Source organism: Phascolarctobacterium faecium, assembly GCF_003945365.1.
Lineage (GTDB): Bacteria > Bacillota > Negativicutes > Acidaminococcales > Acidaminococcaceae > Phascolarctobacterium > Phascolarctobacterium faecium.
In genome coordinates this window covers 2102220-2122500 of the sequence record NZ_AP019004.1, presented here as the reverse complement: position 1 = coordinate 2122500, position 20281 = coordinate 2102220, and the positions used below count along the sequence as shown (strand labels likewise).

Below are 20281 nucleotides of genomic sequence, written 5' to 3'. Positions count from 1 at the left end.
CTCGATGTCGGCTCATCACATCCTGGGGCTGAAGTCGGTCCCAAGGGTTGGGCTGTTCGCCCATTAAAGTGGTACGTGAGCTGGGTTCAGAACGTCGTGAGACAGTTCGGTCCCTATCCATCGCGGGCGCAAGAGATTTGAAGGGGGCTGCTCCTAGTACGAGAGGACCGGAGTGGACGAACCGCTGGTGTACCAATTATCCCGCCAGGGGTACAGTTGGGTAGCTACGTTCGGAAAGGATAAACGCTGAAAGCATCTAAGCGTGAAACCAGCCTTAAGATGAGATCTCTCATAGAGCAATCTAGTAAGACACCTTAAAGAAGATGAGGTTGATAGGTCGGGAGTGTAAGTACAGCAATGTATTGAGCGGACCGATACTAATATGTCGAGGGCTTGACTTAAGTGACGCCCTGATTGTGACGAGCGCAAGCGAAGTCAGAATTAGAGGTGGCGGAACTTATATCGAAAAAGCGACCTAAGGGGAGCGTTTTCGATGAAAGTGAATCGCCGAAAAGAAGTAAAAACACACAGCAAACTCAAAAGTTTGTACTCTTCTATATAGTTTTGAAGGCTTAAAGAAAACCTTCAAGGATATCGTAAAATTTCTTCCCTGTTCAGTCAGGAATTTTGCGTTAGCCTGCGGCACTATTGTTAGCGTCGCAAAAGCTGCTCCTAAACAATAGGCGCAAGCGTCAATCCGGTGGCGATAGCTAAGGGGATCCACCTGTTCTCATCCCGAACACAGCAGTTAAGCCCTTAAACGTCGAAAGTACTTGGCTGGAAGCGGCCTGGGAGGATAGAAAGCTGCCGGTTAAAAAATAACCATACCATACGGTATGGTTATTTTTTTATGTATAGAAGTTTTCTATAGGCTCCATTGTAATTTTCTAAGTACTTTTATTTGCTGTTTAAGATAAAAAACGTTACAATAATAATGTATAAAACTTTACACTGGAGGTATACCATATGGAACTGACTGAAGTCACGAAATTTCGCCGGGCAGTATTAACCGGTTTAGCACGCTTTACCTGGCAAGGGACTTTACCAGAGCATATTTATGATATACTTTATAGCGTTGTAACAGAAGACAGTCCTCGTGTTCGTTGCTGTGTGCATAAGGAACGGGCTGTACTGAAAAATCGCATCAATATGGCACTGGGGCTTACGGTTGGATTGAATATTGTCGAGGCATCAAAAATTGCGTTAACAGAGCCTGTTAATAAAGCGCTGCCTATTATTGATGTCTTGCCGGAAGCTTGTGACCAATGTCCAATTGATAAATTTTTGGTCACTGACGCTTGCAGGCACTGTGTAGCCCATAAATGCATGAATAAATGTCCTAAGAAGGCTATCACTATCCATCAAAATCGAGCCTATATAGATAAAACAAAATGCATTGAATGTGGTATGTGTAAAAAAGTTTGTCCTTATGGAGCTATTATTGAGATCAGTCGGCCGTGTGAGAGATCCTGTGCTCTTAATGCTATCCATGCGGGTGCAGACAGAAAAGCAAAGATTGATACTTCTAAATGTGTGGAGTGCGGTTCCTGTCGCAGTGCTTGTCCGTTTGGCGCCATTGATGAACGCAGTAATATTGTGCAGATCATTCAGGCTATTAGAGCAGGGCAGCGAGTACATGCTTTACTGGCACCTTCGTTTATTGGTCAGATGGGTTTTAAAGTGACTCCGCCGCAAATTGTGGCAGCATTAAAAAAGATGGGATTCGCCGCGATTGAAGAAGTTGCAGTCGGAGCTGATATGACGGCTTTACACGAAACGAAAGAATTTATGGAAAAAGTTCCGGCACGCCAAAAATATATGACTAATTCCTGCTGTCCGGCTTTTGTTGCACTGATACAAAAACATTTGCCAAATGAGGCGGATAAAGTATCTACTACTGTTTCACCAATGGTTGCTTGCGGACGCTATGTAAAATCTGAATATCCTGAAGCTGTTACAGTTTTTATCGGTCCATGCATAGCTAAGAAAGGTGAAGCAAGGAAGTTTAGTGATGCTATTGATTATGTGCTGACGTTTGAAGAACTTGCTTGTATGATGGCGGGTGCTGAAATAGATCCGGCAACGCTTGCTTCAGAAAGCTATATAAACCAAGCTTCTGGGTTTGGGATTAGTTTCCCATTGCTGAAAGGAGTCCAGGGTGCATTGAACCATACCTTGGAAGAGTTAGAGGAAACTCAGGTCCAAGCTCATTATGCCAGTGGACTTGAGGCTTGTTTAGACGATATGAAAAAACTGGCATCAGGTAAATTACCATGTCAGTATTTTGAAGGTATGGCTTGCGTTAACGGCTGTATAGACGGTCCTGGAGCTTTGGCAGAATCTGGATTGGTCAGTGTGCTTATTAAAAAATATGCTTCAGAATCACAGCATAAAACAGTGCATGGAGATACCACTGCTGTTAAAGCTGTAAAAAAAGTAGATATGGAAGTCCGTTGATACTATGTGTGGAAGGCAACGATAAAAAAATCCTTACCTAAAAAGGTAAGGATTTTTTTATTAATCATTGCGCATTAAACCTAAGGAATCAAGTAATTTAAAAGTCAAGCTCATTAAAATCGCAACCAGTGTGGCAAGCACCATACCCTGAACGCTGATCGTTCCAAAGGTAAGCTTGGCTCCGCTGAGACCAACTATCATAATTACAGAGGACATTACGAGATTAGCAGACTTACTGTAATCGACCTTGCTTTCAACAAGAACCCTGATACCGGATGCGGCAATAACGCCGAACAGCAGAATGCAGACACCGCCCATGACTGGTACTGGGATGCTGCGAATAAGTTCGGATAGTTTACCGACAAAGGAAAGACAAATTGCCATTACTGCAGCACCACCGATGACCCACACGCTATAAACTTTGGTTATAGCCATAACGCCGATATTTTCACCGTAAGTAGTATTGGGTGTAGCACCGAAGAAGCCGGACAGAACGTTGGAACAGCCATCAGCAAAAAGGGAGCGTGCGAGACCGGGATCTTTGATCAGATTACGTTCTACTACATTGCCTGTAACTACTAAATGACCGATATGTTCGGCCAGTACTACTAAGGCCGCCGGAGCAATAATCAGGATAGCATTGAGATTAAAGGTTGGCTGATAAAAGTGCGGCATTTGGAACCATGGAGCTGCTGCTACAGGAGCTAAGTCTACCAGGCCCATGAAGAATGAAAAGATGTAACCGCAGATAACACCAAATAAAATTGGAATAATAGCCATAAAGCCTTTAAAAGCAACAGAACCGATAATTGTTACGGCTAAGGTAAACATGGAAACGGCAATATTTCTGAAATCTATTACGTCACCGGTAAGACCTGCCATACCTGCTGCGGTAGGAGCAAGCTCCAGTCCGATAACAGCGATGATAGCACCCATGCAGGCTGGTGGGAAAATGATGTCTATCCAGCCTGTACCAGTATATTTGATGATAAGTGAGAATAAAATAAAGATAAGACCGAAAACGATAAAACCAGATTGAGCGTCAGAATAACTGGAAGTACTTAAAATAACCATTACAGGGGAAATAAAAGCGAAACTGGAACCAAGATAAGAAGGTATTTTACCCTTAGTGAGAAACAGATAGAGTAATGTACCAATACCGTTCATAAACAGGCAGGTAGTAGGATTTACGTTGAAGAGAAATGGGACGAGGACAGTTGCGCCAAACATTGCAAACAGATGTTGAATACTGAGTGGAATGTTGAGCAGAAGCGGCGGGCGTTCCTCTACTTGGATGACTTTGCGTTCCATGATGATGACCTCTTTTCTAAGTTTAAATGCTTATATAATTGTAAAATTTTTTTTGTAAATTGGCAATAGCAGTGACGATTTTGTGATGGAAAAGTAACATCTAGGTGAAGAATACTGAAAAACATAGTTTTGCCACATATTCAATGCTATAATGAAGGCATAATGAATTAGGAGGTTTTACTATGAAAAAAATAAAAACACTGGCAGCTGCAGCAGTTGTTGCCGTAAGTTTATTCTCAATGCAGGGGGACGCTATGGCAGCCGAAGCTAATACGATATCTGTCAGAGGTATTGCTAAGCAGGAAGTAGCACCTGATATGGCTTATCTAACACTTGGAATCAGTGTTAAGGGCGATACGGCTGAGTCTGTGCGCACTCAGGCGGCAGAAGCAAGTCAGAAAGTACGTCGGGCTTTGTTAGGGATGGCGATCAGTGAAAACAATATCCAAAGCTCAAGCTATAATTTGTATCCTGACTATGAAAACGTCAACGGTAAAAATAAGCAAAAAGGCTATGCTTTGAATACTACTTTACGGATCAAGGTTGACGATTTGAAAAAACTTGGTGATATTATTGATAAAACAGTCCAGGAAGGCGTGACGAATGTTAATCAGGTAAGCTTTGCTTTAAGTGAAGAAAGCAATGTGCAGCGTCAGCTTTTAGCGGCTGCTGTTGATAACGCCCGTGCTAAGGCTGCTATCGTAGCTAATGCCGGCGGTCGTAATCTTGGTGAAATGCTTAGTGCAGATATCAGTGATTATAACGGTGAGACCATGGTTGCGGCTGGAACGAATTATAAACGTTCTTTAGCGGCCGATGTGGCAGCTCCTACACAACTGATGCCGGGAACTTTAAAAATTGACGCCAGTGTTGAAGTGACTTTTAAACTTAACTAACTAAATAAATAAAAGCCTGCCGCTTAAAGCAGCAGGCTTTTGTTTATTTAGTTTTATTTTTAGGTAATTCATAGACTTCCAAAGCATGCAGCAATGCAGACGAGCCGGGTTTGTATTCGTTGCACATATGTTGCCAGGCAGCGAAGTTTTCCAGTTCTTTGCCCCAGTAAAAACAATCATCTTCGCTATAGCAGGCGGCAACAAGAGAAGCTTTTGCATCGACAGGGGTTTTTCCCATATCATCCGTAAAGACAATAAAAACTTTTTCGTCTTCGAAATCCATTCCATAAATAACAATATTTTCTTCCTCTGTTGCCGATTCCCAGCAACCAAGCTGTTCAAATTCTTTTGCTAACCCAGCCATGATATTACCTCGCTTTTTTATTTCTACAATCATCTTATTTATAGAATAGCCCATTTTTCAGTATTTGTCTATGTATGTTACTGATAAAAATGCCTGCAAAGTTCGGCGCAGTATAGTATAATAAACCAAAGAGTACAAATGAAAGGTGCGAAGCAATAGCCATGGAAAAGCGCAAAGCAAGCGAAATAATGCAGGTCGAATTTATTTGCCCTAAGTGCGGCAAACATCTGGCCTGGGCTGTCCGGACAGCTAGTATGAGCTGCCCTAGTTGCGGCAAATGGGTAACAGATAAAAACAGAAAACAAACACCGGCCGATGCTTTGATGCCTATTGACAGCGATCAACTGGTACTTTTTTAGATTTTTGAAAGAGGGGACATGAAAGTATGCAAAAAATCTGGCAGGAAGCAGAAGCGCTGCAGACCGAATTAGTCGAACGCCGTCGTGATCTACACCGTCATCCGGAAACTGGCTGGACGGAATTCAGAACGGCTTCAATAGTAATTAAGGAGCTACAGGCTCTGGGGTATGAAGTTTATATGGGCGATGACGCCTTGGTTGAAGAGGAAATGATGGGGCTGCCCGTAACAGAAGTGCTGGAACAGGCTATGGTACGTGCTGTCAGTGAAGGTGCCGATGCAGACTTAGTTGAAAAGATGCGGGGTGGTAAAACCGGTGTCGTGGGTGTGATGAAATTTTCCCGACCTGGTAAAATAGTAGCTTTTCGTTTCGACATGGACTGTAATGATGTCGAAGAGTGTGATACTGCTGATCACCGGCCTTTAGAAAGCGGCTTTCAGTCATTACATGCAAAAGAAATGCATGCTTGTGGACATGACGGCCATGTTACTATTGGATTGGGTTTGGCCAAACTGATATCGGAATATAAGGAAGAAATGGCAGGTACGATTAAACTTATTTTTCAGCCTGCTGAAGAAGGTGTACGTGGTGCTCGCGCTATGGTAGCCAAAGGTATTGTCGATGATGTCGATTATATGTTCGGCGGGCATATCGGCTTCAAAGCCACAAAATCTGATTCTCTGGTCTGCCTGACAGGAGGTTTTCTGGCAACTACAAAGCTGGATGCCAGTTTCAAAGGTGAATCAAGCCATGCTGGTGCAGCGCCTGAAAGAGGACGGAATGCCCTTTTAGCAGCTGCTGCATCATGTATTGCGCTGCACTCTATTTCCCGTCATGGGCAGGGGGCATCCAGGATTAATGTAGGTGTCTTGCAGGCTGGAACCGGACGTAATGTTCTTCCTGATGTCGGGCTTATAAAGATGGAAACTCGCGGTGCCAATACAGAAATTAACGAATTTATGGTAACTGAAGCCCGTCGTATGATCAAAGCTTCTGCCGATATGTATAATGTCGACGTAACTGTAAGTGAAGCGGGAGGTGCGCCAGCCTGTGTGGCTGACCATGAATTGGGAGCCGAAATCAAGGCGCTTGCTGAAGCTTGTGGACAGTATGGTCAAGTCGTTGATTATATGGATTTAGGTGGCAGTGAAGATTGTTCTTATTTTATGGAAAGAGTACAGCAGAACGGCGGACGTGCAGCTTACCTGATGTATGGTACTGAAATTGCAGCCGGACATCATAACAGCTGCTTTGATTTTGATGAAAAGTGCCTTTATAAAGCGGTGGCCATGCTTACGGAGCTTGCTATTGCCTATACTAACAAATAAGAAAGGACTCGCATAGCGGGCTCTTTTAATATAGGTAAGATTTTTATCGTGATTAAGTTATTAAAATAACACGCATTTGTCACAAAGGTTTGCTATAATATAAAAAGTACGAACCTATGAGAGGAGTTGTGATCATGAAATTACAACGCACATTTATTTTAACTTTAGTTTGCTTATTTACACTGGGATTAGGGATCGTCAGTGCGACAGAGCCGGAAAAAATTTATCCTAGTCCGGTACGTGACGTGATGGCCACTACCGGTGAAATAATTGCTGTTGACGGTGATAAAGTGACAGTAAAAGGCGATGGCAATTATCCTGTAGCCACAGTTATCGTAACTGATAAGACATTGCTTATCGATGGTAAAGACGGAGATCTGAAAGGTGATCGCGCCCTGAAAAAAGGCCGTAAAGTAACAGCTTATTATTCCAGTAAAATGACCCGCAGCTATCCGCCTCAAGCGGAAGGATTTGCTATTGTTTTTGGGAAAAACAATGAAAAACAAGGTAAGTATATGCATGTTGAAAAAGTTACTCCAAGTGAAAACGGAGAATCTGTGCGTTTGCTTAATTCAAACCGCGATATCATCGTAACGGTCAGCAAAGATGTTTATGAAGATTATCAGAATATCAAAGAAGGTGACCGTATCATGGCATGGTACAGTATCATGACCATGAGCCTGCCAGGTCAGACCAATGCTACCAAGGTAATTGTATTACCTTAAATAGTACAGTTTCAATGGGAAAGAGGGTTCATTGATGAAAATTTTTATGGATACCGCTGATGTCGACGAAATTGTCGGTATGGCGGAGTTGGGTATCGTTTATGGTGTTACTACTAATCCCAGCTTGATTGCTAAGAGCGGTCGTACACAGGCTGAAGTAATTCCTGAAATCTGCAAATTGGTAACGGGTCCTGTCAGTGCTGAAGTAATCAGCACCGAATGTGCTGGTATGGTGCGTGAAGCGCGTCAGCTTGCCCAGATAGCCGATAATATTGTTGTTAAGATACCATGTATTGCCGAAGGCTTAAAAGCAGTAAGAATACTTAGTGCCGAAGGTATCAAAACTAATGTCACACTGGTTTTCAGCTTGTCGCAGGCAATCCTGGCTGCCAATGCCGGAGCCTCTTATGTCAGTCCTTTTATTGGCCGATTAGATGATATTGGTGAAGACGGCGTGCAGCTTGTTGCCAATATGGTGAAAATATTTAAGCAGTATGGCTTGAAGACAGAAATCATTGCGGCCAGTATCCGCAATCTTGACCATGTAAATCAGGTTATGCTGGCAGGTGCGCAGATTGCAACAATTCCTACCAATGTGCTGGAGCAAATGCTGCTGCATCCGCTGACAGACAAGGGCCTGGAAAAATTTTTGCAAGACTATAAAAACAGTTTGTGATAACTGCTGGGGAAATTTATACTTATGAAAAAATTTTTAGGAAATCTTTTAGCCGCATGTATGTGCGGCTTTCTTGTAAGTGTTCCTGTGACAGGTTTTACTCAGGCTGTCTGGCCTGAACAGGGCGTTCCTGATTATCAGGAACTGCGGGCTAAGGTGAAAGCTGAGGGCCCGAAGTTACTGTTTTCTGACAGTCCGGAAATGGTTTATGAGACTGGTATTTTATATCGTGACACACTGCAAGGTGAAGGTCGGTTGTTTTTTCATCATGTCAATGGTACAAGTAAATTGAAAAAGCTTGCGATCATTGTTAAAAATAACGGGCTGCGACCTGTAAATTTTGCAGTGACACGCAGTGGTATAGACGGTCCCAGTCATGACTACCAGGCGGTTGGCAAAAAATCTCAGGAATATTATTTCGAGGAACAAAAATCAAAAAACAGTACGCTTGGCTTTGGTAAAACGCTGGAGCTTTTAAGTGGCGAAGGAATGTTGTTGCCCACCGATCAATTGTTGACTGGTACTATCGACTTTTTTAGTGACCGACCGGTTGAAGTAACAGTGTTGATGTGCGATCCGAAAACAGATATTGAACTTTTTTCTGCTTTGGCCAAACAGCTGCCGATGGATGAGCATCCGCTGCGTGGTACTTTTGTCAAAGCTGATCTAAACTATAAACTTCAGCATTCTATTGATACTGAAGCCGGCGCCAGTTATGCTCTGCTTTTGGCAGACAGCCAGACCGGTGAATATCTGCGCGGTACTGATGCAACTACCGGCCTGCCTGCTGAAAATTATGGTAATTACGGGGTAATTTATAATATTGATTATAAATTAAAAGGCGATAAGCCCTATGAACTTTGGCTCAATCCCTGGGGCGGGATGTTCGCTGGCGTAGGGGTTTTAGAGCATGGTGGCCAAAGGAAAATCATTAATATTCCAGAGAGCCCAGCCTTTGGCCGTTTAGGAGAAGAAGGATTTTGCATAGCCAGGCTTGAACCAAATAGTGAAGGTCGCTTCACTTGGTCACCGCCTGGTGCATCAAATTTGCCGATCAGGCTTTTCTGGTTACCTTCGGATTATGAAGCACCATACCTACATGATTGAGAATAAGCTAAAAGCGCAATGTTTATAACATTGCGCTTTTTTATATTTTAAATGATATCGTTTATCCAAGCTGCCGGTGAAATCGGCAGCTTTTTTTAGTAAAAGTAGTTTTTGCAAGACTTCTCAAACTAAAATATACAGCAAAAGTAAAAATGTCTTGCGGGGGGGGACGAATGTGATATTATATCAAAAATAACTTATAAACATAATATTAAATATAAAGGTTAATAAATTACAAAAAAGAGAATAATTTAAAATATCAAGAATAAAAAACAAAGTTTGTTACAGTAAATAACTGAAAAATTTACAATGGCAGCAAAAAATTTGGGGAAATTTTTTTATATGTTGCAACTTTTATTTCAAGAAAGGTGAGAGGGTTATGAAAAAAACACAGTTTAACAACAAAAAACAAGATTTATTGCAGAAAAAAGTAATGTATTCATTGCTGGCTGCCGGTTTCTTTTGCAGTATAGGCATTGCTAGTACTGCAGTAGCGGCTGTTGCCAGTGAAAAAGTCATCAATGGGGATATGCCGTCAGGTCTGGAAACGAATACAGAATATGTCAATATTACTGGCGGCAGCCGTATCACAGGTACAGTTAAAGTTATCAATGATGCCGATAATCAGACTGGTGCCCATGGCAGTGCTTTAAGTATACGTACCGATGAAGCTATTATTATTGACGGTGACGGACATGTAGAAATTCGCACTTATAATGATAATTCTTATGCACATACCAATGCAGTCAGACTGCATAACGATGGTGCCAGCCTCCTAATAGACAAAGCAGGTTATAACGTTACCATGGCTTTGGATGCTGCTGGCGGGCAAAGTACTAAATATGATGAAGTAGCTGGGATCTATGTTGCCAACAATAATCAGAACGTTGTTATAAATGCGGATAATATCAATTTTGAAAACAATGGCTATAATCGCGGCTACGGCATTTGGACAGGAGCTTCAGCTACAAATTCTCAGATAACTATTAATGGTAATACAAATTTCTCGGATTCGGCTTCTGCGACAGAAGCCTATGCTATTCGTCACGATCATGGCAGCACTGTTATCAACGGCGATACAAATATAAATATGGTCGGTGCCGGTGGTTCTGGATTACGTGCTATCAATGGTACGGTTGAATTCAATGGTAATACGGTTATCAATTTAAGCGGTGATGTGGCATATATAGATCGTTATGTGCCAGCATTCGGCATTTGGAACGGCGCTACCCCCTATGGCGTTACTCCAACTACCGGCGCACATGTTAAGCTTACCGGTAACACTCAGATCAATACAACCGGAGCTGGCAGCGCTGCAGTAGTAACTGAACTGGCAGGCGGTACTACAGAATTTTTTGGTAGTACTAAAATAACTACTGCCGGTGACAGCGGAAAATGGGGACGAGGAAGCGGTAGTGATATAGGAGCGCATGGCGTTTATAATAAAGCCGGCACTACAAATTTCCACGGTAACCTGTTTATAGATACTACAGGGCAGGACGCAACGGCAATTCATGCGCTTAGCGGACAGGTTAATCTTAATCATTACAGTGACGGCACAGAGGCACTGGCTGTTATTACTACAGCTAAAGATAATGCCCATGGTATTTATAATAATAAAGCTGTTGTAAATGCTGAATCGCATGTTAATATTTTTACTGCTGGTGCCGCGGCGTCGGCAGTTAAAGTGGATGGTGCAAGTACGACAACATTGAATGGACGCAACTACCTTACAACATCTGGTGATAAGGCACACGGCATCGAAGTATATGCTGCCGCATCATCTAAAGGCAGTGAAGAAAAAGCAGCCCAAGTGAAGGTTGGTAGTGATTCTACCGTTTATACTCAAGGGAATCAGTCACATGGTGTTTATACCGATATGCTGGATGCGGAGATTTCTTTAGGTGATGATATTAGCGTAACTACTAAAGGCAGTGGCTCACATGGTATTTATGCCTCCCGTGGTGTTATTGAAACAGGAGACGGATTACGGCTCAGTGCACAGGGAACAGGTTCTCATGCTGCCTATGCCGACTCTGCCGACGGCAGTATCAAATTTAACGGCGGAGCTGATATCAGTGCAGCAGATCCGGACAGTTATGCTGTTTATGCTGATAACGGTGGGAAAATAGAAGGGATTACCGCTGACAGCAGATTTACTGTTCTTGGTAATATGCTTGCTGATAACAGCGGCAGTATAGAACTGTCTATGGCGGCGAATTCGCTGTTCGCAGGTAAGTCGGAAACAGAAAATTCCGGCATTATAGACCTTGATATGACCGACAGCATGTGGCGTATGACAGGATCGTCTTCACTGACAAATTTTACTAACAATAAATCAGTAGTGGATATGACGAAAGACGGAGGTGCGTTCAGCAGTCTCACTACTGAAAATCTCAGTGGTAATGGCGGTTATTTTGTTTTGGATATTGATGGAACGACCAATGTCAATAACAGCGATCGTATTTATGTGACCGATACTTTTGATGGTACGCATGCGATCGCCTTAAATGAAATCACCGGTCTTTATACAGGTATAGAGGCTGAAAATACGGTACTGGCAAGCGTAAAAAACAATAACGGGATATTTACTGCAGTTGATGGAGAAGGTACACTGTACTATCAGCGTTACGAGCTGGATAAAAAAGATAATACGTATGACTCTAATTATACTACTGACTGGTATTTAAAAGCTGTGACGACCGTTGATCCTGAAGAAAAGCCGACACCGGGTGTAGATGGTGCGGTATCAGCCGGAGCCTTAGCTTATTATACATGGCTTGATCATGATCAGTTGATGAAAAGGTTGGGAGACTTACGTCATAATGGCGTGGATGAAAAAGGCGTTTGGCTCAGGGTCAAGGGCGCAAAAATAGGGCGCAGCGGTAATTTTGGCTTCAAAAATAAATATACTCATTATGAATTAGGCTACGATGAAGTAATGAAGGAAAAGCCAAATTATACGCGGTACGGCGGTGTATCTATTAGCTATGCTGATGGTGGTGCCAGTTACTCCCGCGGCAGTGGTGATAATCACAGTCGGGCTATGAATTTTTATGTTACTGAAATGGGTAATAAAGGACATTATCTGGATGTAGTATTAAGGTTCCACCATATTGATACCAATTTTAAAATGTTTGATGAAAACGGTAAAAAAATACGCGGTGATATGCACAATGTCGGTATTTCGTTGAGCAGTGAATATGGCCGTAAGAAAATGATTGATGATAAAGGTTGGTATATAGAACCACAGGGGCAGCTGACCATTGGTTATTTAGGCGGTGATAACTATACTACCAGTAATGGCATAGCAGTACGCCAGGGCGGAATTCGCAGTGCTTTAGGGCGCATAGGTTTTAACTTGGGCAAGGATATCGGTGAGAAAACGAATATTTATTTAAAAGCCAATCTGCTGCATGAATTCGGCGGCGGTTACCACGCTGCGATGACTGATAGCAGCGGCAGCCGGATAAAGATAGACCGCAGTTTTAAAGATACATGGTTTGAGTATGGCATTGGAGCGGCTATCCAGACAGGCACGAATAATCATGTTTATCTGGACTTTGAACGCAGTGCCGGCGGCGATTTCAAAAAAGATTGGAGCTGGAATGTTGGTGCACGCTGGACTTTCTAACAATTTGTTAAAATAATATCTGCTTTTCGGCAGAACATTGCAGCCCTCTGTTCTGTTTGGAAATATTCCCCGAGCCAGGGCTGTTATTTAATAACGGCCCTGGCTTTGTTTATAAAAACGTAACTGAGAAAGGATGCGGAAGTTTTCAGAGAAAAATTCAGTAATGAAACGGTTCCTTTAGTTGTATTTATTAGGAATATGCCGTTTATGCAGGACGTAAGCACAAATATTATTGCAGCTATAGTTGTTTTAAACAGAGTAAGTGTTAGATAATAAAAAAGATCCAGCTCCTTTTAAGAAGCCGGATGTTTTTTATTTAAATCCAAGTATTTTACCAAGATTATAGACAATGAAAGCGACGATCCAGGAGGTGATTATCTGGTAGGACATGATATAAAATGTCTCCACCGTAGAATTCATTTCGCGTCTGATTGCGGCGAGAGCTGCTATGCAGGGGGGATAAAGCAGAGAAAAAGTTAGGAAGCTTAGAGCAGTCAGCGGTGTAAAGATACTTTGCAGCGCTGTACCGGGTATATCGCCGTCTCCTCCCATCAGGACAGATAGAGTACTGATGACAACTTCTTTGGCTGTTAGACCGGTAACAAGTGCCGTTGCAGCACGCCAGTCGCCGAATCCAAGCGGAGCGAAGAATGGTGCAATAAAACTGCCTATACCGGCCAGCATACTGTTTTCGGGATTGTCTACCATATAGAATCTGGTGTCAAAGCTTTGCAGCAGCCAGATGACGATGCTGGCAACGAAGATAACAGTAAAGGCTTTGTATAAGAAGTCTTTGGCCTTGCTCCACATATGCAGCATGATATTGCGGGCTGTTGGCAGACGATAGGCGGGCAGCTCCATAACAAAAGGAACTGGCTGACCGTTATAAACAAAGGTTTTTAAAAGCAGTCCTGAAGCGATTGCAATGAAGATTCCCAATAAATACAGGAACATCATAACCGCGGCTTTGTTATCGGCAAAAAAGGCTGATATAAAAACACCGTAGATCGGCAGTTTAGCACTGCAGGACATAAATGGTGTGAGAATCATAGTCATTTTGCGGTCACGTTCGCTGGCAAGGGTACGTGTGGCCATAATGGCCGGGACGCTGCAGCCGAATCCTATCAGCATAGGAACGAATGAAGAACCGGATAGGCCAATTTTTCTCAGCAGTTTGTCCATAACAAAGGCAATCCGGGCCATATAACCACTGTCTTCAAGCATGGATAGAAAGAAAAAAAGTGTAACAATAGTTGGCAGGAAGGAAAGGACGCTCCCTACACCTGTAAAAATACCGTCAATAATGAGGGAATGGATAGGAGCACTGAGGCCGATTGCAGTAAGACCCAGATCGGCGGCTTCAGTAACGGAACTGATGCCGATTTCGAGCCAGTCGCTTAATGCGGCGCCGATAACATCGAAGGTGAGCCAAAAAATGGTGAAGATAGTCAGCAGGAAAATAGGTATTGCAAAATATTTATGGGTCAGATAATGGTCGATTTTGACTGACCTCATCTGAGCAATTGTTTCTTGTGGTTTATGTACGGCGTAGGAACATAATTCTTCAATATAAGTGTAACGCATATCGGCCAGCGCCGCTTCTTTATCTGTATCTAAAGCTATTTCCAAGTCTTTGGTGACATGGTCAATAATATCCAGCTCGTTGGCTGTCAGTTCAAGCTCTTTTACCAGTGGTTCATCGCCTTCAATGAGTTTTGTTGCCGAAAATCGCAGCGGCAGTCCTTTGCTGCGGACTTTGGCTTCGATCAGGTGGGCGATAGAATGAATCGCCATATGAGTGACGCCTGAACAAAAGTCGAGTCGTTCAGGCATTTTTTTATCATGAGCGGTTTTCAGGGCGCGTGAAAGCAGTTCGTCAACGCCGGCACCTGAATTGGCTGTGATTGGGACGACCGGTACGGTAAGGCGGTCTTCTATTTTTTTGATATCGATAGAACCGCCGCTGGCCGTAAGTTCATCCATCATATTCAGGGCCATGATCATCGGGGTGTTGAGTTCGATGAGCTGCAGGGAAAGATAGAGACTGCGTTCAATATTGGTAGCGTCGATAACGTTGATGATGATATCAGGTTTGCTGCGTAAAAGCAGGTCACGGGTCACGATTTCTTCCGAGGTATAGGGCGACAGCGAATAAATGCCCGGCAGATCAATGACGGTGACATCTTTATTGTTCAGCAGGCGGCCTTCTTTTTTCTGGACCGTGACGCCGGGAAAGTTGCCGACGTGCTGATTGCTGCCGGTCAGATAGTTGAAAAGTGTGCTTTTGCCGCAGTTTTGGTTGCCGACGAGGGCGAAGGTCAGGCTCATGGTTCCTCCGGTGCAACGGTGATCTTATTGGCGTCATCCAGCCTTAGAGTGAGCTCATAGCCACGCAGAAAAATTTCGATCGGGTCGCCTAAGGGGGCTTTTTTACGTACCATGACTTTGGTTTTGGGGGTCAGTCCCATATCTAAAAAACGGCGGTGCAGGATTCCTTCACCGCCGACAGTAGTGATAGTTGCTTTTTGACCAATGGCAAGTTTGTCTAATGTTAGTGTTTGCATATGGACCTCGATAGATGTTTTATTATTGAAGCTGCTTGTGTTGGAGCGGTTAACTGCTGCCTAAATTATACGTCGCCTGCTTCCCGGTTGTCAATGAAGCTGATTCCTTTATGAATTATCTGATTTGTTTAAGTACTATTTTATAAAAAAAACTTATCGATATTGATTTCGCAATTTGCAAAAACAGTTACTGTCCGGACTGGTAAAAATGCTGTTTGTGCAGGTGAAAAAACAGTGAAAATGCTTGACAATGATTTAATTGGGTGTATAATTCTAATTAAGAATAAGTTTCGATAGGAGAGGTATATATGACTAAGAGAAATACTATCCAAAGGCAGTTAGTTATAGCTGCCGTAAGATTTTTAGCAGATCACCCCACTGCCGAAGAAGTGTATGACCGTATTACTATGGAATATCCTGATATAAGCAAAGGCACTGTGTACAGAAATCTTAATTCGCTGGTAGAAAGCGGCCTGTTGGGCAAGGTTTCCGTACCAAGCGGCGCTGATCGTTTTGACCATATCCTGACCAGGCATTATCACATAAAATGTACTCATTGCGGTATGTTTATGAATGTTGAGGATATGGACTATATAGAAGGGCTGGACGAAAAAGTAGGCGAAGTCACCGGTTTTAAAATGGAAGACCATGACATCGTGTTTAACGGCGTCTGTCCTGAATGTCAAAAGCTGGAAGCCAAGGAGAAGAACTAAGAACGTACGCCCGCAACGGGTTGTATATAAAAAAATTATTGTTTTAAAGGAGGAGTTTCCAATGGAATTTAAAGGAAGTAAAACAGAAGCTAATTTGCATACCGCTTTCGCAGGTGAGTCTGAAGCGAGAAATAAATACACTTATTATGCTGGTATCGCTAAAAAAGAAGGCTATAATCAGATCGCTTCTATTTTTGAAGAAACTGCAGGTAACGAGAAAGAGCATGCTAAGATCTGGTTCAAAATTTTAATGAGCGGCGGTATTCCGCATGCCAGCCTGCCCGATACTATGGCTAACCTGAAAGACGCTGCAGCCGGTGAACATTATGAATGGACCGACATGTATGCAGGTTTTGCAAAGGAAGCAAGAGAAGAAGGCTTTGATAAAATCGCTTTCCTTTTTGAAGAAGTTGCCAAAATCGAGAAAGAGCATGAAGAAAGATATCTGGCACTGCTCGCCAATATCGAAAATGACAGAGTATTCAAACGTGAAGAAAAACAGGTTTGGATCTGCAGCAACTGTGGCAGAATTGTTGTTGCTGAAAAAGCTCCGGAAAAATGCCCGGTCTGCGACCATCCGCAGGGCTATTTTGAACTGAGAAGCACCAATTACTGATACTAAAAAGATTTAAACTTCCGCAAGCTAATGCTTGCGGAAGTTTTTTTTATATAATTTCTTATATATTAGTAAAAAAATGTTGTAATTTCACAAAAATGAGGTTATAATGGTGAAAAGTGGAGCAAAGTGGAGGAAGGAGCGTCTCAAAATGTTAATGGGCGAGTTTCAACATAACCTTGATGCAAAGGGACGCCTTTTTATGCCTGTAAAGCTCCGCGAGGCTTTGGGAACAAAGTTTGTTTTAACAAAAGGGCTGGACGGCTGCTTATTTGTTTATGATCTTGAGCAATGGCGGCTTTTAGAAGCAAAGCTCAATTCTTTACCGATGACCCGTAAGGGTGCCCGTGATTTTAACCGTTTCTTTTTTGGCGGTGCTGCCGAAGGTGAGTGCGATAAACAGGGACGGGTACTTTTACCTGTTAATCTGCGCGAGTTTGCAGGACTGGATAAAAATGCCGTTATTGTCGGCGTTGGCAACAGGGCTGAGATCTGGGACGCAGAACGCTGGAACGCATATAACGAAGAAAATGCCGAAGATGTGGGCGAATTAGCGGAACAGTTGGCAGATCTTGATTTAGGAATCTAAGGACAGGCGGCCATGATAATGGAATTTGTACATAAAAGCGTATTGCTGGAAGAGAGCATCAACTGGCTTATAACTGACAAAGATGGAATTTATGTGGACTGCACCATGGGTGGTGCGGGACATTCCAAAGGGTTTGCCATGCAGCTCAGTTCGCGGGGCACGCTGGTCGCTATTGATCAGGACGATGACGCGATTGCAGCTGCAAGTGTTAGATTGCAGGGACTGCCTTGTAAAATAAAAATCGCTAAGTCAAATTTTAAGAATTTCGACGATGTTTTAGATGGCTTGGATATTGATAAGATTGACGGAATTTTTTTTGATCTTGGTGTATCTTCTTATCAACTGGACACACCGGAGCGTGGATTTTCGTATATGCATGATGGTCCTTTGGATATGAGGATGGATAAAGAAAGTAAAAAAGATGCTTATTATATAGTTAACCGTTACAAAGAAGAAGAACTGGCGGATATTATTTACCGTTATGGTGAAGAACGCTGGAGTAAAAGAATAGCTCAGTTTATCGTTAAGGAACGGTCTGAAAAGCCTATTAAAACTACCTTTGAACTTGTGAATGTGATCAAAAAGGCAATTCCCAAGGGAGCGCGGCAGGATGGTCCGCATCCTGCAAAACGTACGTTTCAGGCAATCCGTATTGAAGTGAATGATGAATTGAATATTTTGGAAAATGTTGTAACGCAGGCGGTCGAACGTTTGAAAAGCGGCGGGCGTATAGGAGTGATTACATTTCATTCTTTAGAAGATAGGATAGTGAAACAAACACTGGCACAGCTGGCGAAAGGGTGCATATGTCCGCCGCAGCTTCCAGTTTGTGTTTGCGGCAGAAAGCCGCTTGTAAAAAAAGTGGGGAATATAGTTCCCAGCGATGCGGAAATAGAGGCGAATCCGCGTTCGCGCAGCGCACGGTTACGTTATGCGATCAAACGCTGATTTGGAGGGTGGAACATGTTAGCACGTAAGTATGATAACTACGCATGGGAAGAAATTGAATATGAGAGACCTGTAGAGCGGGTTCGCAAAGTCAAAAAAGTTGACTATAAACTTGTGCGTCGCCGTGCTGCCGTGTTAGTACTGCTCGTGATGGTGGCTTATTTTGCTGCGGTCGCACGCAGCGAAAGCCTGGTCCGTACAGGTGATGAGCTTGTTGCATTGAAGCAGCAGGAAGCTACGTTGCTTTTAAAAAATTCGGAAATAAAAATTGAAGTTGAGCAGCTGAAGGGGCCGGAAAGAGTCACCAGTATAGCTGAAAAACAATTGGGTATGACAGTTGCCCGTAATAATATCTATGTGAAGGCTGATAGCCGTAAAGTTGCTTATGACGGCTATGCTTATGCAAAATAATCGTTTCATAGCCTTCTTATTAAAAATATGCTATAATATATGAAGATTTTAGAAGGCAGCCTGTATATAGGCTGCCCTTTCACTTTTGGAGGTATGCTATATGCAAAAGCTGTTAGAAGAAATCGTTGCTGTACTGCCTGAAGTACAGGTTGTTGGTGACTGCGATAAAATCATTAAGGATATAACTGCTGATTCGCGCGAAGTGAGAGAAGGCAGTTTGTTTATATGTCTGAAAGGGGCACATGTGGATGGGCATAAATACTTGGAGCAGGCTGCTGCGTCTGGTGCCGGTGCAGCTTTGGTTGAGGATGTTCCAGAGGTATGTCCTGATGGATTGACGCTTTTAAAGGTGGCTGATACCCGATTGGGAATGGAAGTTATCGCTCCCTTTTTCTATGATTATCCAGGTAAAACTATGCGGATGATAGGGGTAACGGGAACGAATGGTAAAACCACTACTACCAATATTGTGCGTGCTATTTTACGTAAGGCCGGATTTAAGGTTGGGCTTATAGGAACTATCAATATAATGATCGAGGACGAGGCTATTGTAGCTCATAATACTACTCCAGACGTAGTAGATCTGCAGCGTGCTTTATACAGAATGAAAGAAGCCGGATGCGAGTATGTGGTCATGGAGGTTTCGTCGCATGCACTGGCACTTAATCGTGTTGCCGGCTGTGAATATGACACTGCTGCTTTAACCAACATAACGCAGGATCATTTGGATTTTCATAAAACACTGGAAAACTATCGCGATGCGAAAGGGCTGTTGTTTGAACATTTGCATGAAGGTAAAAAAGAGAATAAAACAGCAGTTTTTAATATGGATGATGCAAGTTCGCCGATTTTATGCGACCGCACAAAAACAAGAATACTGACTTATGGCGAAGGACGTAATAATGATATTTATCCGTTGTTTTTTAAAGTTGAGGCTAAACAAATGCGGTTACAGCTGCATACGCCGGTGGGCGAGATGGATCTGCTTTTAAAAATTACGGGTGAATTTAATGTTTACAATGTTATGGCGGCTGTGGCTATTGCGTTGGCAGAACAAATTGATAAAAAAACTATTGTTGATGTTTTAAATGGTTTCGACGGTGTTCCTGGACGTTTCCAGTTAGTGGAAGCAGGACAGCCGTATACTGTTATTGTTGATTATGCTCATACTCCTGATGGTTTGGAAAATGTGCTGAAAACTGCTCGTAGTATTACGGAAGGCAAACTGTGGGTAGTATTTGGCTGCGGTGGTGACCGTGACAATAAAAAAAGGCCTATTATGGGAAGGATCGCTTTGGAGCTGGCAGATAGGGTCGTAGTTACTTCTGATAATCCGCGTACTGAGGATCCGGCAGTTATCATTGACGAGATTGCAGAGGCGCTGAAGGATGTTCCGGAAGGGAAGAGTGTGGAATTGATTGCAGAGCGCAGAGACGCTATTTATCATGCCTTGTCTGAGGCTGCTGCGAATGATGTAATTATGATCGCCGGTAAAGGCCATGAAAACTATCAAATTCTGGCAGATAAAACTATTCACTTTGATGATCGTGAAGTAGTGCAGGAATACTGGAAGAAAAGGTGAT

18 protein-coding genes and 2 rRNA genes (1 of these 20 running past the window's edge) are annotated in these 20281 nt (G+C 42.9%); 16 read left to right on the top strand and 4 right to left on the bottom strand.

Annotated features, from left to right (window positions below):
• From PFJ30894_RS10255 to PFJ30894_RS10245, 3 genes are all read left to right on the top strand, one after another.
• A 23S ribosomal RNA gene (locus PFJ30894_RS10255) occupies window positions 1–401 on the top strand (it extends 2509 nt beyond the left edge of the window).
• Window positions 402–696: 295 nt separating this feature from the next.
• Window positions 697–813 (top strand): 5S ribosomal RNA (gene rrf / locus PFJ30894_RS10250).
• A 153-nt stretch (window positions 814–966) separates the two neighbouring features.
• Window positions 967–2457, top strand: coding sequence for a 4Fe-4S dicluster domain-containing protein (locus tag PFJ30894_RS10245; RefSeq protein ID WP_113078075.1), 1491 nt, complete (start codon window positions 967–969; stop codon window positions 2455–2457).
• A gap of 60 nt (window positions 2458–2517) precedes the next feature.
• Here PFJ30894_RS10245 and uraA read toward each other — a convergent pair whose 3' ends face one another.
• Entirely contained in the window at window positions 2518–3768 is a 1251-nt protein-coding gene (gene uraA / locus PFJ30894_RS10240; protein WP_021717453.1) for a uracil permease, read from the bottom strand.
• Between the two features lie 182 nt (window positions 3769–3950).
• Here uraA and PFJ30894_RS10235 point away from each other — a divergent pair, with 182 nt between their 5' ends.
• Window positions 3951–4664 (top strand): SIMPL domain-containing protein, encoded by a 714-nt coding sequence (locus tag PFJ30894_RS10235; RefSeq protein ID WP_125669756.1) that lies wholly within the window; start codon window positions 3951–3953, stop codon window positions 4662–4664.
• A gap of 43 nt (window positions 4665–4707) precedes the next feature.
• Here the strand turns inward: PFJ30894_RS10235 and PFJ30894_RS10230 are convergent, their stop codons facing one another.
• Window positions 4708–5028: a hypothetical protein gene (locus tag PFJ30894_RS10230; protein WP_021717451.1), complete on the bottom strand. Its 321-nt coding sequence runs from the start codon at window positions 5026–5028 to the stop codon at window positions 4708–4710.
• Window positions 5029–5189: 161 nt separating this feature from the next.
• On the opposite strand from PFJ30894_RS10230, the gene PFJ30894_RS10225 reads away from it, so the two are divergent.
• From PFJ30894_RS10225 to PFJ30894_RS10200, 6 genes are all read left to right on the top strand, one after another.
• Window positions 5190–5387: a hypothetical protein gene (locus tag PFJ30894_RS10225; protein ID WP_021717450.1), complete on the top strand. Its 198-nt coding sequence runs from the start codon at window positions 5190–5192 to the stop codon at window positions 5385–5387.
• 26 nt (window positions 5388–5413) lie between these two features.
• On the top strand, window positions 5414–6715 hold the full coding sequence (locus PFJ30894_RS10220) for an amidohydrolase (RefSeq protein ID WP_021717449.1): 1302 nt from the start codon (window positions 5414–5416) through the stop codon (window positions 6713–6715).
• Between the two features lie 134 nt (window positions 6716–6849).
• Complete coding sequence (locus PFJ30894_RS10215) at window positions 6850–7440, top strand: DUF3221 domain-containing protein (protein WP_021717448.1); 591 nt, start codon at window positions 6850–6852, stop codon at window positions 7438–7440.
• Between the two features lie 34 nt (window positions 7441–7474).
• On the top strand, window positions 7475–8116 hold the full coding sequence (fsa, locus tag PFJ30894_RS10210; protein ID WP_125669755.1) for a fructose-6-phosphate aldolase: 642 nt from the start codon (window positions 7475–7477) through the stop codon (window positions 8114–8116).
• A 24-nt stretch (window positions 8117–8140) separates the two neighbouring features.
• Window positions 8141–9223 (top strand): copper amine oxidase, encoded by a 1083-nt coding sequence (locus PFJ30894_RS10205; RefSeq protein WP_125669754.1) that lies wholly within the window; start codon window positions 8141–8143, stop codon window positions 9221–9223.
• 379 nt (window positions 9224–9602) lie between these two features.
• The gene (locus PFJ30894_RS10200) at window positions 9603–12857 is read left to right on the top strand and encodes an autotransporter outer membrane beta-barrel domain-containing protein (protein ID WP_125669753.1); all 3255 of its coding nucleotides are present in this window, start codon (window positions 9603–9605) and stop codon (window positions 12855–12857) included.
• A 312-nt stretch (window positions 12858–13169) separates the two neighbouring features.
• Here PFJ30894_RS10200 and feoB read toward each other — a convergent pair whose 3' ends face one another.
• Entirely contained in the window at window positions 13170–15185 is a 2016-nt protein-coding gene (gene feoB / locus PFJ30894_RS10195) for a ferrous iron transport protein B (RefSeq protein ID WP_125669752.1), read from the bottom strand.
• On the bottom strand, window positions 15182–15421 hold the full coding sequence (locus PFJ30894_RS10190) for a FeoA family protein (RefSeq protein WP_125669751.1): 240 nt from the start codon (window positions 15419–15421) through the stop codon (window positions 15182–15184). The genes feoB and PFJ30894_RS10190 overlap by 4 nt, the downstream gene beginning before the upstream one ends.
• A gap of 308 nt (window positions 15422–15729) precedes the next feature.
• Between PFJ30894_RS10190 and PFJ30894_RS10185 the strand changes: the two genes are divergently transcribed.
• The 6 genes from PFJ30894_RS10185 (at window position 15730) to PFJ30894_RS10160 (ending at window position 20280) form a co-directional block, all read left to right on the top strand.
• On the top strand, window positions 15730–16134 hold the full coding sequence (locus tag PFJ30894_RS10185; protein ID WP_021717441.1) for a Fur family transcriptional regulator: 405 nt from the start codon (window positions 15730–15732) through the stop codon (window positions 16132–16134).
• Between the two features lie 61 nt (window positions 16135–16195).
• Entirely contained in the window at window positions 16196–16750 is a 555-nt protein-coding gene (gene rbr, locus PFJ30894_RS10180) for a rubrerythrin (protein WP_021717440.1), read from the top strand.
• A gap of 151 nt (window positions 16751–16901) precedes the next feature.
• Entirely contained in the window at window positions 16902–17339 is a 438-nt protein-coding gene (mraZ, locus tag PFJ30894_RS10175) for a division/cell wall cluster transcriptional repressor MraZ (RefSeq protein ID WP_021717439.1), read from the top strand.
• Between the two features lie 18 nt (window positions 17340–17357).
• Window positions 17358–18287: a 16S rRNA (cytosine(1402)-N(4))-methyltransferase RsmH gene (gene rsmH, locus PFJ30894_RS10170; RefSeq protein WP_021717438.1), complete on the top strand. Its 930-nt coding sequence runs from the start codon at window positions 17358–17360 to the stop codon at window positions 18285–18287.
• Between the two features lie 15 nt (window positions 18288–18302).
• Entirely contained in the window at window positions 18303–18698 is a 396-nt protein-coding gene (locus tag PFJ30894_RS10165) for an FtsB/FtsL family cell division protein (protein WP_021717437.1), read from the top strand.
• Window positions 18699–18798: 100 nt separating this feature from the next.
• Window positions 18799–20280, top strand: a complete 1482-nt coding sequence (locus PFJ30894_RS10160; protein ID WP_021717436.1) for a UDP-N-acetylmuramoyl-L-alanyl-D-glutamate--2,6-diaminopimelate ligase — start codon at window positions 18799–18801, stop codon at window positions 20278–20280.
• Window position 20281: the final 1 nt, after the last annotated feature.